The sequence below is a fragment of the Sphingomonas sp. Leaf67 genome (genome assembly GCF_001421965.1).
Lineage (GTDB): Bacteria > Pseudomonadota > Alphaproteobacteria > Sphingomonadales > Sphingomonadaceae > Sphingomonas.
Window position 1 is genome coordinate 135,789 of sequence record NZ_LMLP01000001.1, and the last position, 13,262, is coordinate 149,050.

Consider the following 13,262-nt stretch of genomic DNA (forward strand, 5'->3'; position numbering starts at 1 on the left):
CTGTTCCGGGAACGCCGCGACCACCGGATACCGCCTGCGCCCGACGGATTGATTTTCCTGTTCTGACAACGCTATCACACTGCCAGGGAATGCGACGCGGATATGGCGCGCAACGGCCTGTCCCGGCACACTCGCCGGACCGATGCGGCAACCGAACGGGGGGAGGAACAGCATGCGCCGGATCGCGCCACGCCGCCATGGCCCGCCCCACCGCCACTTGACCGACAAGCTTGTGATCCCGTTCGACCAGTCACGTTCGTCCGAGCGTTCTTCCCCTTTGCGAAAGATACCATCGATGTCCGCATCCCTTCGCCTTGCCGCCCTGCTCGGCAGCACGCTGCTCACCGCTGCGCCGGTGCTGGCGCAAACTACCAACAACGCTCCACAAGCCGCCACCCGCCCGACCGACGGCCCTCAGGCGCGGCCGTGGATGAACCCTGCGCTCGATGCCGATGCCCGCACCGAACTGGTCCTGAAGGAGATGACGCTCGACGAGAAATTGCAGCTGACCTTCGGCTATTTCTCGACCAAGGCCGATTGGCAGCGCACACCGATCAAGAATTACGAACCGCCCAAGGACGGACTGCCCGATTCGGCAGGCTATGTTCCGAGCATTCCGCGCCTCGGCATTCCGGGCCAGTGGCAGACCGATGCCGGCCTCGGCGTCGCGACGCAGCGTTCGCCGACGCCGCGGCTGCGCACCTCGCTTCCTTCGGGTATCGCCACCGCCGCGACGTGGAACCCGCAGGTCGCGCAAGCCGGCGGTGCGATGATCGGGCGCGAGGCGTTTCTGTCGGGCTTCAACGTGCAACTGGCCGGCGGCATGAACCTAATGCGCGAACCGCGCGGTGGCCGGAACTTCGAATATGGCGGCGAAGACCCGCTGCTCGCCGGCATCATCACCGGCCATGAGATCAAGGGCATCCAGTCGCAGCACGTCGTATCGACGATGAAGCATTATGCGTTCAACGGACAGGAAACCAACCGCTTCAACATCGACCATCGCATCGACGAGGCAGCGGCGCGCCAGTCGGACCTGCTCGCCTTCGAATTCGCGATCGAGACCGGCGATCCGGGATCGGTGATGTGCGCCTATAACCGCGTCAACGGCTTCTATGCGTGTGAGAATGACTGGCTGCTCAACCGCACGCTGAAGAAGGATTGGGGCTATAAGGGCTATGTGATGTCGGACTGGGGCGCGACTCATTCGACGACGCAGGCGGCCAATGCCGGGCTGGACCAGCAATCGGGCTGGGCGTTCGATCGCTCCGCCTATTTCGCCGATGCCCTGCGGGAGGCGGTGAACAACGGCTATGTTCCCGAAGCACGGGCGACCGACATGGCGCGCCGTATCTTGTGGGCGATGTTCAAAAACGGCCTGTTCGACACGCCGGTCGCCGGCGACCGCGCGACGACGATCGATTATGCCGCCCATGCCGCCATCACCCGCGCCGATGCCGAGGAAGGCATCGTCCTGCTCAAGAACAGCGCCGGGTTGTTGCCGCTTGCCGCCACCGCGAAATCGATCCTGCTGATCGGTGCCCATGCCGATGTCGGCGTGCTGTCGGGCGGCGGATCGAGCCAGGTCTATCCGCATGGCGGCCCGGTCAACGGCCTTGCCGTCGCCGACGAATATCCCGGCGGCTTTCCGGGGCCGAAGCTGTACCACCCGTCGTCGCCGATGAAGGCATTGCAGGCACGGAGCCGGGCGCAAATTACCTATCTCGACGGCAAGGACGTGAAGGCCGCTGCCGCCGCCGCGCGCAAGGCTGACGTCGTGATCGTGTTCGGCGAACAATGGACCGGGGAATCGATCGACGCCCCGAACCTGAACCTGCCCGACAATCAGGACGCACTGATCGACGCGGTCGCGCGCGCCAACCGCAAGACCGTAATCGTGCTCGAAACCGGTGGGCCGGTACTGATGCCATGGCTGGGCAAGGTCGGGGCCGTGCTGGAGGCATGGTATCCGGGGACGTCGGGGGGCGACGCGATCGCCCGGGTGCTCACCGGAGAGGTCAACCCGTCGGGCCACCTGCCCGCGACCTTCCCGGCATCGCTCACGCAACTGCCGCGTCCGGTGATCGAGGGCGATCCGAAGCTCGACCGTGATTCGCACCCGATGGGCAACTATAATATCGAAGGGGCTGCGGTCGGTTATAAGTGGTTCGACAAGACCGGTGCCAAGCCGCTGTTCCCGTTCGGCTATGGCCTGTCCTACGCCAGCTTTACGCTGGGCGGGCTGACCGCCCAACCGTTCGGCAAGGGCGTGCAGGCGCGCTTCACCATCGCCAACACCGGCAAGGTGCGTGGCAAGGGGCTGGCGCAACTATACGTCGCGGGTGCCGGCTGGGAAGCGCCGAAGCGGCTGGGCGGCTTTGCGAAGGTCGATCTGGCCCCCGGCGAAACGCGGACGATGGACGTGACGGTCGATCCGCGACTGCTGGCGACGTTCGACAGCCAGACGCGCGGCTGGAAGATTGCTGGGGGTGCGTATCAGTTGCTGCTGGCGAACAGCGCGACCGACATCGTTGCACGGACGAGCGTACAGATCGCGCCAGCGACGCTGGACAATCGGGGAAAGTAAGCCTGCCCTGTCGCGGCGGCGCACCCCACCTCCGCGACACCATAACAGACGATAAAAAGGCCGCGATAGCAGACGCCACCGCGGCCTTTCCATAAAGTGCAGCGCGCGGGCGTCGCCCGCGCCGCCAGCTTACTTCTTGCCGAGCGTGAGACCGCCGAAACGCTTGTTGAAGCGTGCGACCTGACCACCCGAATCCAGCATCTGGCCACGGCCGCCGGTCCATGCCGGGTGCGCCAGCGGATCGATGTCCAGCGTCATCAGATCGCCTTCCTTGCCCCAGGTCGAACGGGTTTCGAACACGGTGCCATCGGTCATCTGGACCTTGATGGTGTGATAGTCGGGGTGCGTTTCTTTCTTCATCGGTCTTCTCCACAAGCGGCTGGTTCCGACCAGCCCGGAAATAGGAAGGCGCGCCCGTACACGGACGCGCCCACAATAGCAATGATCCGCACCGGCTTACGCCTTGGGCGGGTCGGCGATCATCGCGGTGAATTCGCATTCGGCGGCGAGTTCGCCGTCGATGCGCGCCTTCCCCGCAAATTTGCAGACCCGCGAACGCTTCTGCACGAATTCGGCTTCCAGCGTCAGCAGAACGCCCGGTTCGACCGGCTTGCGGAATTTCACGCCGTCGATCGACATGAAATAGACCAACTTGCCCGAACCGACGAGACCGAGGCTTTCGACCGCGAGGATGCCGGCGGCCTGCGCCAGCGCCTCGACGATCAGCACGCCCGGCATGATCGGACGGCCGGGGAAATGCCCCTGAAAAAAGCCTTCGTTGATCGTCACCGCCTTGATCGCGGTGATCGACCGGTCGGGGATCAGTTCCACGACACGGTCGACCAGCAGCATGGGATAGCGATGCGGGATCGCCGCCATCACCCGGGTGATGTCGAACGGTCCGATCGAGGTCGCCTCCCCTTCCACGATCAGCGGCCTGCCGGGGCCGGACGCGTGCCAGCGGCGGGGGCGGTCGGAGCGGCCTGTGCCGGCGCGGTCACGCTGACGCTGGGCAGCTGCGAATTGAGCGTGGTCAGCACGGCGTCGGTGATTTCGGTCGCCGGCGCGTTGTAGAAGCTGTTGCCCTTGTCGACGGCCAGCGTCGCACCGCGCTGCTGCGCGATCTGGGTGATGATCGGGCCGAGGCGGGTGCCGATCTGTTCACGGACATAGGCGATGTTGCGCTGAACCTGCTGTTCCTGCTGGCTGATCTGCTGCTGCGCCTGCTGCTGACGCTGTTCGAACGTGCGGATGCGGGTCTGGAGCGCGGCGTCCGGGTTGCCCTTGGCGGCGGTGACGGCGGTCTGCAGCGACTGCGCTTCGGTCTGCAGCGGCTGGCCGAGCGAGGTCGCGAGCGACTGAAGCTGCTGACGCTGCGACTGGAGCTGGGTCGTCGCCGCCTTGCACGCGGTGCAGTCGCGGAAAATCCGCTCGGAATCGACGACCGCGATCTTCGCGTCGGGCAGCGCCTGCGCGAACGCCGGGGCGGCCGGAGCGGCAAAAACGAATGCGGCGATCGCCGCCTTGGTGAGGCTACGCATTAGAATTGAGTTCCTACGTTGAAAGTGATGAGTTTCTTGTCGTCGCCCGGCTGGCTCAGTAGCGCCTTGGCCAGATCGATCCGCAACGGGCCGAACGGCGAGTTCCAGTTCACGCCGATACCGATCGACAGACGCGGCTTGGCCGAATCGCCAAGGAACTGTTCGAGGAACGGCTGCGTGGTGTTGATCGCGACCGTGTTCGGCTCGCCGCCCAGACAGGTACCGCCGACCGTCGTCGCATAGCCGACCGAGCAGGTCGTCTGCCGGATCGCCGGCTGGCCGGACCCGTCGGTGAACTGGTTGTTGTAGACCTGTAGCCCGTCCGACGTCCTGATCGGCGAGCTGAACGGCAACAGCGAGGGCGAGCCGTCCTTGTTGAACTGCAACGTGCCATCGGCACTACGCGCCTGTTCGAATGCCAGCGTCGGCCGCGGCCGGGTAACGCCGAACAGCGCGCCTGCCTGAATGAAGATCGATGGCCGCAGACCCAGTTCGGCGATACCCGAACCCAGCGGCGGTTCGAGTTCGATCTTGCCGAGATAATAGGCCTTGCCGCCCAACGGGTCGTTCAGCGTCTGATCGCGTGCGGTCACCAGCGTCTGATCGCCGCCGGCAACCGAACCGGTATATTGCTGGCGCTGGATGCGCGGGCCGACGCCGCGGATATCGAAGCCACGGAACTGCGGTTCGCCGAGGTAGAAGCGATCGACGATGCGAACCGGATCGATGCCCTCACCGGCGCGCTTTTGCAGCGAGTGGATATAGCCGCCCTCGACCCCTGCGGAGAGGATGAAGCCGCCGACATTCCAGTATTTGTCGAAATCGCCGCGGATACGCGCGAACCGGACGTCACCGCCCAGACCCGCGAAGTCGAGTCCCGTAACCAGCCGCTGGCCGCGCGACGGCCGCAGACGGTTGTTGAGATTGTCGAAGATAAGGTTCCCGCCGACCATGCTGGTCAGCCGGTTGCCGATCGAGTCGCACAGATAGCGACCGGCCTTCAGCGGATCGCAAACGCCGTTGGTGAAATACGTCCCCTGGTCCAGCCCGACATTGTCCTGGCTCAGCTGATAGCGGCCCGACAGCGTCCAGAATTCGGTCAGCGGGACGCTGGCCACGATCTGCCCGCCGGTCGAAACCTGCGAATAGAGCGAGTTGCGGCCGGTCCCGAGGAAATTGAACGAGTTCAGATCGCGCCGGAACAGCGTCCCGCCCAGCGCAATATTCTTGTCGAACAGATAGGGTTCGGTGAAGCCCAGCTCGACCGACTTCTGATAGGTCGAATAATTGACCGACGCCTGAAGATCCTGCCCCTTGCCGCGGAAATTGCGCTGGCGGATCGACGCCTGGATGATGAAACGTTCGAGGCTGGAGAAGCCTGCCGACAGCGTCAGTTCGCCGGTCGACTTCTCCTCGACGTTCGCGCCCAGCACGATGCGATCCGGCGAGGAGCCTTCGGTGCGGTCGATCTCGAACTTGTCCTGGAAATAGCCGAGCGAGTTGATGCGATCCTGCGACCGCTTGATCAGGAAGGCGTTGAAGGCATCGCCCTCCGCCACGCGGAATTCGCGGCGGATGACGCGGTCCTGCGTCTGGGTGTTGCCGGTGATGTTGATCTTTTCGACATAGGTACGGTTCGCTTCGTTCAGGACGAAGGTGATCGCCATTGTATGCTTTTCGCGATCCGGCACATAATCCGGGCGAACATCGGTGAAGGCATAGCCGAACAGGCCGGCATATTCGCTCAGCTGGTCGATCGTGTCCTCGACCAGCTTCGCGTTGTACCAATCGCCCTTCTTCATCGGCAGCGTCTTGGTCAGCGCCGCATTGTCGAAGTCGCGGATCGCGCTCTCGACCTTTACGTCGTCGAACTTATAGCGCGCGCCTTCTTCCACCACATAGGTGATGATGAAGTCTTCCTTGTCCGGCGTCAGTTCGGCGACGGCCGAGATGACGCGGAAATCGGCATAGCCTTCGGTCAGGTAGAATTGCCGCAGCTTCTGCTGATCGGCGGCCATGCGATCTTCGTCATAGCTCGTCGCCGAGCTGAAGATGCGCCACGGCCGCGACTCCTTGGTGTACATCTCGCCGCGCAACTGGCTGTCGCTGAACACCTCGTTGCCGAGGATGTTGATCTGGCGGACCTTGGACTTCGCGCCTTCCGACACCTCGAAAATGACGTCGACGCGGTTCTGGTCGAGCATGACCATCTTCGGTTCGACCCGCGCGGCAAAGCGGCCCTGACGGCGATACAGTTCGATGATGCGCGCGACGTCGGCGCGGACGGCGGTGCGGGTGAAGATCTGCCGCGGCGCGAGCTTGATCTCCTTGGTGATCTTGTCGTCCTTCAGCCGCTTGTTGCCCTCCAGCACCACGCGGTTGATGATCGGATTTTCGCGGACCCGGACGATGATGTCGCCGGTCTCGGCGCCTTCGATCGCCACGTCGGCGAGCAGGTCCGACGCATACAGGTCCTTGATCGCCTGATCGAGGGTTTCGGGGGTGTAGGGGATGCCGATACGCAACTTGGTATAGGACAGCACCGTATCGGGTTCGATGCGCTGCGATCCCTCGACGCGGAGCGAGCGGATGGTGCGGACCGGTGCGGCGGGTACGGCAGGGGCCTGTACGGCAGGCGCGCGCACCACCGGCGCGGCAGCGGCGGGCGCACGCTGCGCCTGCGCGAAGGCCGTGCTCGAGAGCATCGTGCCCGCGAGCAGCGCGGCACCGCGCACGCCGTGAATCGAAAACTTGCTTAGCGTCACCAAACCCACCCCAATCGGAGGAACTTTCACCACAGGACGTGCGCGCACTGCCCTAACCACGTCAGCCGATCAAGCCGGCCAGCCCCCGCCACACGCCGAACGTCCCCAGATCGTTCACCGTGACGAATATCATCAACGCCAGCAACAGGGCCAATCCACCACGAAACGCCCATTCCATCGTCTGCGGACGGACCGGCCCCCGCTTCACTGCCTCGATCGCGTAGAACATCAGGTGGCCGCCATCCAGCATCGGAACTGGCAACAAGTTGATGAATCCAAGATTAATCGAAACGAACGCGACGAACGTCACCAACGCCGGCCAGCCGAGTGAGAATTGCTCGCCCGACGCCTTGGCGATGCGGAGCGGCCCGCCCATTTCCTTTGCCGAGATGCGCCCGGTGATGATCCGAATGATGCCGTCCACCGTACCACGCAGGATTTCGCCAGTCATCCGAACGCCCTCGACCGGGGCCTGCCAGACGGCGACCGGCATAAAGACGGGCGAGGACGGGCCGATACCAAGCCGCCCCCGCTTGTTGACGTTGCCGAACCGGTCGGGTTCGGACACCGCTCCGATCGTCGCATCGACGCTGCGGACCGCACCGTTGCGTTCGAAATCGATCCGGACGGTTTCGTCGGCGCGCAGGGCCGTAAACATCAGCATGTCGCGATATGTATCGACCGAGCGACCGCCCAGCGCCGTGATGGTATCGCCGGGATACAGGCCCGCGCGTTCCGCCGGACTGCCCGGCAGGATCGACCCGATCGTCGCCGGGGTCCGGTCGACGCCATAGGCCGCCGCGAACCCGCCAAGGATCGCAACTGCCAGCAACAGGTTCACCGCCGGTCCCGCCGCGACGATGATCGCCCGTTGCCAGACCGGCTTTGCCTGAAACGTCCGCACCCGTTCGGCGGCGGGCAGTTGCAGCCATTCGGCATCGGGTTGCGACGCGGGGTTCATGTCCCCGGCAAAGCGAACATAGCCCCCCAAGGGCAACCATCCGAATTTCCAGCGCGTGCCGTGACGATCGGTGAAGCCGGCGATTTCCTTCCCGAAACCGACGGCGAAGGCGTCGACCTTCACGCCGAACCAGCGTCCTGCGGCATAATGCCCCAGTTCGTGCAGGAACACGAGCGGCCCCAGCACCAGCAGGAACGCGACGACGGTAATCAGCAACCCGGGGGATTCGATCAAGCCGCGCAATCCTTCACACGCTCCCGCGCCAATGCGCGCGCTTCGGCATCGATCGCCAACACGGCGTCGAGCGTCTGCGGCCCTGCCGGGTCGAAGCGCTGCAAGACATCGCCGACGATTGCGGCAATTTCGAGGAAACCGATCCGTCGGTCGAGAAACGCGGCCACCGCAACCTCGTTGGCGGCGTTCAGGATCGCCGGCCGCCCGCCGCCCGCCGACAACGCGGAGCGCGCAAGTGCCAACGCCGGGAAACGCTCCAGATCGGGCGCTTCGAAGTCGAGCCGGCCGATCCGCGCCAGATCGAGACGCTCGCACGGCGTTTCCATGCGATCGGGCCATGCCAGCGCATGTGCGATCGGCACCCGCATGTCGGGCGATCCAAGCTGCGCCAGGGTCGACCCGTCGACATATTCGACCATCGAGTGGATGACCGACTGCCGATGGACCAGCACGTCGAGTTGCTCGGGCGTGACCGGGAACAGGTGATAGGCCTCGATCAGTTCGAGACCCTTGTTCATCATCGTCGCCGAATCGACCGAGATCTTGGCACCCATCGACCAGTTGGGATGTGCCACTGCCTGTTCGGGCGTGATGCCCTGCATCTCGGCGAGCGAGCGTTCGCGGAACGGCCCACCGCTCGCGGTCAGGATGATGCGGCGGATGCGTTCGGGCGGACAATCGTCGAGGCACTGGAACACGGCATTATGTTCGCTGTCGACCGGCAGCAACGTGGTGCCGGCCCGGCGAGCCGCGGCCATCATCACGTCGCCTGCCGAAACCAGTGCTTCCTTGTTGGCGAGCGCCACCGCGCCGCCACGGGCGAGCGCCGCCATCACCGGTTTGAGACCAGCGGTGCCGACGATCGCCGCCATCGTCCAGTCGACGGCACGGGCGGCGGCATCGATCACCGCCTGCTGACCGCCCGCTGCCTCGATCCCGCTATCGCCCAGCGCGTCGCGCAGTGCCGGCAGACAAGCCTCGTCGCCGACCACCGCCAGCTTCGCACCCACCCGCCGCGCCGCTGCCGCCAGCTTGCCGACATCCCGGTTCGCCGTCAGTGCCTCGACCTCGAACTCGCCGGGTGCGCGCTCGATCAAGTCGAGCGTCGACGTGCCGACCGATCCGGTCGCTCCCAATATACTGACGCGCTTCATGCCAAATACAGTCCTGCCAATAGCATCAGCGCCGCGGCCGGCGCGACCGGCACCAGCCCGTCGAGCCGGTCCATCACCCCGCCATGGCCGGGCAGGACATTGCCCGAATCCTTGACTCCGGCCATACGCTTCAATTGGCTCTCATAGAGATCGCCCACCTGCGCCAGCACCGCCAGCAACGGCGTTGCCAGCACCAGATGCAGCGGTAGACCGGCATATTGCAGCATGCCGCCCAATACCGACGCGGCGATGACCCCGCCGATCAGCCCGGCCCATGTCTTGTTCGGGCTGATCGTCGGTGCCAGCTTCGGTCCGCCGATCGTCCGGCCCGCAAAATAGGCACCGATGTCGCAAGCCCAGACCAGCGCCATCGCCCAGAAGGCGAGCAACAGCCCGTCGGGTCGATCGCGCAGGAACACGACGGCCAGCGCCGGAAAACCGCAATACAGGATACCGCGCGCCAGCTTCGGCAGGCGGGTGGTGATGACGACGAAGAACGCCGCGCCGATGATCAGCCCGAACGCCAGGAACCCCGCCCCCGCCGCCAGGGGCGACAGGATCGCCAGCGGCACCGTCAGCGCCAGTTGCGCGAGTCGCTTATGCTGGCGCGACACGTTATGCAGATCGGCCCATTCGGCCATCATGAACAGGGTGCCGATCGCGACCAGCAGCCAGAAGGCGAACCCGCCCAGCCACAGCGTGGTCGCGGCGACCGCGATCATCCCGACACTGGCGAACGTACGGGTGGCGAGGTCGGACTTGCGGCGTGCTGCGGGATCGGCGACGGGACCCTGCGTCACAGGCCCCCGAACCGGCGCTGCCGCCGGCCATAGGCGGCGATCGCCTCCGCCAGTGCCGCACCGTCGAAGTCCGGCCACAGCGTGTCGACGAACAGCAGTTCGGCATAGGCCGCCTGCCACAGCAGGAAATTCGACAGCCGCTGTTCGCCCGAGGTGCGGATCATGAGGTCGAGCGGCGGCAGGTCGTGCGTATCGAGTTCGCGATCGATCGCCGCTTCGTCGATCGCCGACACCGGCATGCCCGCAGCGACCCGCTCGGCGAGGCGACGGGCCGCCGCGACCAATTCGGCCTGCGCGCCATAGTTCAGCGCAATGGCGAGGATCGGGCCGGTATTGGTCGCGGTGCGGACAACGGCCCCTTCGATCAGCTTGACCAGATCGGGCTGCAACGCCTGATAATTGCCAAGAATTCTTAGCCGCACGCCCTCGCGATGCAGTTCGTCGATCTCGCTTTTCAGGAAATGGCGCAGCAACCCCATCAGGTCGCCAATCTCCTGTTCGGGACGGCGCCAGTTCTCCGAGGAAAAGGCGTAGAGGGTCAGCGCCTCGACGCCCTGCTCGCGTGCCGCACGCGCGATGTTCCGCACCGCCTCGACACCCTGCCGATGCCCGGCGATCCGCGGCAGGCGCCGGGCCTTTGCCCAGCGGCCATTGCCGTCCATGATGATCGCGACGTGGCGGGGAATCGAGGCGGTATGGGGCACCCCCGGTGCCGCGCGATCGTCCGCCGGAACCGAAGTGCGAGCGGCGAACGACGTCACTTGCCGAGGATTTCCTTTTCCTTCGCGCTTGCCGTCGCGTCGAGCTCGGCGATGGTCGCGTCGGTCAGCTTCTGGACTTCGGTTTCGTGACGCTTGCGCTCGTCCTCCGAATAGACGCCCTTCTTTTCATCGGTCTTCAGGCTTTCCATGCCGTCGCGCCGGACGTTGCGGACCGCGATGCGCGCCGATTCGGCATATTTGCCGGCCAGCTTGGCCAGTTCCTTGCGGCGTTCCTCGGTCAGGTCCGGGATCGGCAGGCGCAGCGTCTGACCATCGACGATCGGGTTGAGGCCGAGGCCGGCCGAACGGATCGCCTTGTCGGCCGGGCCGACATTCGACTTGTCCCATACCTGCACCGACAACATGCGCGGTTCGGGTGCCGAGACGGTCGCGACCTGGTTCAGCGGCATGTGCGCGCCATACACCTCGACAGTGACCGGATCGAGCAACGATACCGCCGCCCGTCCGGTACGCAGTCCGCTCAGGTCGCCCTTCAGCGCCTCGACCGCGCCGGCCATGCGACGTTCCAGATCGGCCTTGTTATATGCGGCCATAACCGACTTCCTTTTGAATCAAGCGTTGTTCTGAACGATCGTCGAAACACCATCACCCGCCAGTACGGCGGCAAGGTTGCCTTCGTCACGGATGTTGAAGACGACGATCGGGATATTGTTGTCGCGGCACAGCGCCACGGCCGATGCGTCCATGACCTTCAGGTCGTCGGCCAGCACCCGACCGAAGCCGAGCGTATCGTACCGGGTCGCCGTCGGCACCTTTTTCGGGTCGGCATCATACACGCCGTCGACGCTGGTACCCTTGAACAGCGCTTCGCACCCCATTTCGGCGGCGCGCAGCGCGGCGGTGGTGTCGGTGGTGAAGAACGGGCTGCCGGTGCCGGCGGCGAAGATCACGACGCGGCCCTTCTCCATATGGCGGACGGCACGACGGCGGATATAGGGTTCGCACACCGATGCCATCGGGATCGCCGACTGAACGCGCGTCTCGACGCCGATCTGTTCGAGCGCGTTCTGCATCGCCAGCGCGTTCATCACGGTCGCGAGCATGCCCATATAATCGGCGCTCGCCCGTTCGAAGCCCTGCGCGGCGCCCGCCACGCCGCGGAAAATGTTACCGCCGCCGACGACGACGCACACCTCATGGCCCTCGCCCCGTGCCGCCTTGATCTCGCGCGCGACGCGGTCGCACATCGCCGGATCGATGCCGAACTGCCCCGATCCCATCAGGACCTCGCCCGAGAGTTTCAGGAGGATACGGTTGAAACGGGGACGGGACATGACACCTGCGAAAATAGCCGATCGGGAGCGCGGCGGACCCTAGCCGTGAGCGTCCGCAAAGCCAAGCGGCGTTATGTCGAACCGAAACGGGCCGCGAGGATGGTCTATCCTCGCGGCCCGCAAGGCCGTGAAACGGAAGCGCGAATTTAGCGGGCGAGGCCTGCCGTCGCGGCGACTTCGGCGGCGAAGTCGCTCTCTTCCTTCTCGATGCCTTCGCCGAGCTGGAAGCGGACATAGTCCTTCAGCACGATCGCGGTGCCGGCATCCTTCGCTGCCTTGGCGACGACGTCGGCGACCGGCGTCTTGCCGTCCATGACGATCGGCTGGCTCAGCAGCGCATTTTCCTTGGCGAACTTCTTCACCGAACCTTCGACCATCTTGGCGATGATGTCGGCCGGCTTGCCCGAGTCGGCAGCCTTCTCGGTCGCGATCTGACGCTCACGCTCCAGAATGTCCTGATCCAGACCGCTCTCGTCGAGCGCCAGCGGGAAAGCGGCGGCAATGTGCATCGCGATCTGCTTGCCGAGCGGCTCGAGCACGTCGACACCGGCGTCCGATTCGAGCGCGACGAGCACGCCGATCTTGCCGAGGCCCGGTGCGGCGGCGTTGTGGACGTACGGGATCACCGCGCCCTTGGTAACTTCGACGGCCTTCGCGCGACGCAGCACCTGGTTCTCGCCGATGGTCGAGATGTTGGCGACCAGTGCGTCCTCGACGGTGCCGCCGTTCGGCATCGTCTGGCCCTTCAGCGCGTCGACATCGTCGCCCTTTTCCAGCGCAATCGCGACGACGTCACGAACGAAGCCCTGGAACTGGTCGTTCTTCGCGACGAAGTCGGTCTGGCTGTTGACCTCGATGGCAACGCCCTTGGTGCCGGCAACGGCAACGCCGACCAGACCTTCGGCGGCGGTGCGGCTCGACTTCTTGGCGACGGCGGCAAGGCCCTTGGTCCGCAGCCAATCGACGGCGGCTTCCATCTCGCCGTTGTTTTCGGTCAGCGCCTTCTTGCAATCCATCATGCCGGCGCCCGAGCGCTCACGCAGTTCCTTGACGGCGGCGGCGGTAACTTCTGCCATGATCTGGCTCCTGTTTGGTGTTCGATATGCTTGCGGGCGAGGCAGCGCGTGTTTCGCCCTGCCCCGCCCGCACGTCAGTTCCGTGACA

12 protein-coding genes are annotated in these 13,262 nt (G+C 65.1%); 1 reads left to right on the plus strand and 11 read right to left on the minus strand.

What is annotated here, in order from left to right; genetic code table 11:
* Positions 1 to 295 precede the first annotated feature (295 nt).
* Positions 296 to 2,587, plus strand: coding sequence for a beta-glucosidase (locus ASE90_RS00600; protein ID WP_055994554.1), 2,292 nt, complete (start codon positions 296 to 298; stop codon positions 2,585 to 2,587).
* A 129-nt stretch (positions 2,588 to 2,716) separates the two neighbouring features.
* On the opposite strand, the gene rpmE is transcribed toward ASE90_RS00600, so the two are convergent.
* The 11 genes from rpmE to tsf all read right to left on the minus strand — a co-directional run bounded on the left by rpmE (position 2,717) and on the right by tsf (position 13,174).
* Positions 2,717 to 2,947 carry a 50S ribosomal protein L31 gene (gene rpmE, locus ASE90_RS00605; protein ID WP_055994557.1) on the minus strand — a complete coding sequence of 77 codons (231 nt, stop codon included), beginning with the start codon at positions 2,945 to 2,947 and terminating at the stop codon, positions 2,717 to 2,719.
* Between the two features lie 96 nt (positions 2,948 to 3,043).
* On the minus strand, positions 3,044 to 3,466 hold the full coding sequence (gene fabZ, locus ASE90_RS00610) for a 3-hydroxyacyl-ACP dehydratase FabZ (protein WP_055996996.1): 423 nt from the start codon (positions 3,464 to 3,466) through the stop codon (positions 3,044 to 3,046).
* A 50-nt stretch (positions 3,467 to 3,516) separates the two neighbouring features.
* Positions 3,517 to 4,128, minus strand: coding sequence for an OmpH family outer membrane protein (locus tag ASE90_RS00615; protein WP_055994560.1), 612 nt, complete (start codon positions 4,126 to 4,128; stop codon positions 3,517 to 3,519).
* Positions 4,128 to 6,893 (minus strand): outer membrane protein assembly factor BamA, encoded by a 2,766-nt coding sequence (gene bamA, locus ASE90_RS00620; RefSeq protein WP_055996999.1) that lies wholly within the window; start codon positions 6,891 to 6,893, stop codon positions 4,128 to 4,130. The genes ASE90_RS00615 and bamA overlap by 1 nt, the downstream gene beginning before the upstream one ends.
* Positions 6,894 to 6,954: 61 nt before the next feature.
* Positions 6,955 to 8,088, minus strand: a complete 1,134-nt coding sequence (locus ASE90_RS00625) for a M50 family metallopeptidase (RefSeq protein WP_055997001.1) — start codon at positions 8,086 to 8,088, stop codon at positions 6,955 to 6,957.
* The gene (locus tag ASE90_RS00630; RefSeq protein ID WP_055994563.1) at positions 8,085 to 9,242 is read right to left on the minus strand and encodes a 1-deoxy-D-xylulose-5-phosphate reductoisomerase; all 1,158 of its coding nucleotides are present in this window, start codon (positions 9,240 to 9,242) and stop codon (positions 8,085 to 8,087) included. The genes ASE90_RS00625 and ASE90_RS00630 overlap by 4 nt, the downstream gene beginning before the upstream one ends.
* Positions 9,239 to 10,042: a phosphatidate cytidylyltransferase gene (locus ASE90_RS00635; RefSeq protein WP_055994566.1), complete on the minus strand. Its 804-nt coding sequence runs from the start codon at positions 10,040 to 10,042 to the stop codon at positions 9,239 to 9,241. Before ASE90_RS00635 ends, ASE90_RS00630 begins: the two co-directional genes overlap by 4 nt.
* Positions 10,039 to 10,746: an isoprenyl transferase gene (locus tag ASE90_RS00640; protein ID WP_055997004.1), complete on the minus strand. Its 708-nt coding sequence runs from the start codon at positions 10,744 to 10,746 to the stop codon at positions 10,039 to 10,041. The genes ASE90_RS00635 and ASE90_RS00640 overlap by 4 nt, the downstream gene beginning before the upstream one ends.
* A 53-nt stretch (positions 10,747 to 10,799) precedes the next feature.
* On the minus strand, positions 10,800 to 11,357 hold the full coding sequence (gene frr / locus ASE90_RS00645; RefSeq protein ID WP_055994569.1) for a ribosome recycling factor: 558 nt from the start codon (positions 11,355 to 11,357) through the stop codon (positions 10,800 to 10,802).
* An 18-nt stretch (positions 11,358 to 11,375) separates the two neighbouring features.
* On the minus strand, positions 11,376 to 12,098 hold the full coding sequence (gene pyrH, locus ASE90_RS00650; protein WP_055994572.1) for a UMP kinase: 723 nt from the start codon (positions 12,096 to 12,098) through the stop codon (positions 11,376 to 11,378).
* 146 nt (positions 12,099 to 12,244) lie between these two features.
* Positions 12,245 to 13,174, minus strand: a complete 930-nt coding sequence (tsf, locus tag ASE90_RS00655) for a translation elongation factor Ts (protein ID WP_055994575.1) — start codon at positions 13,172 to 13,174, stop codon at positions 12,245 to 12,247.
* Positions 13,175 to 13,262: the final 88 nt, after the last annotated feature.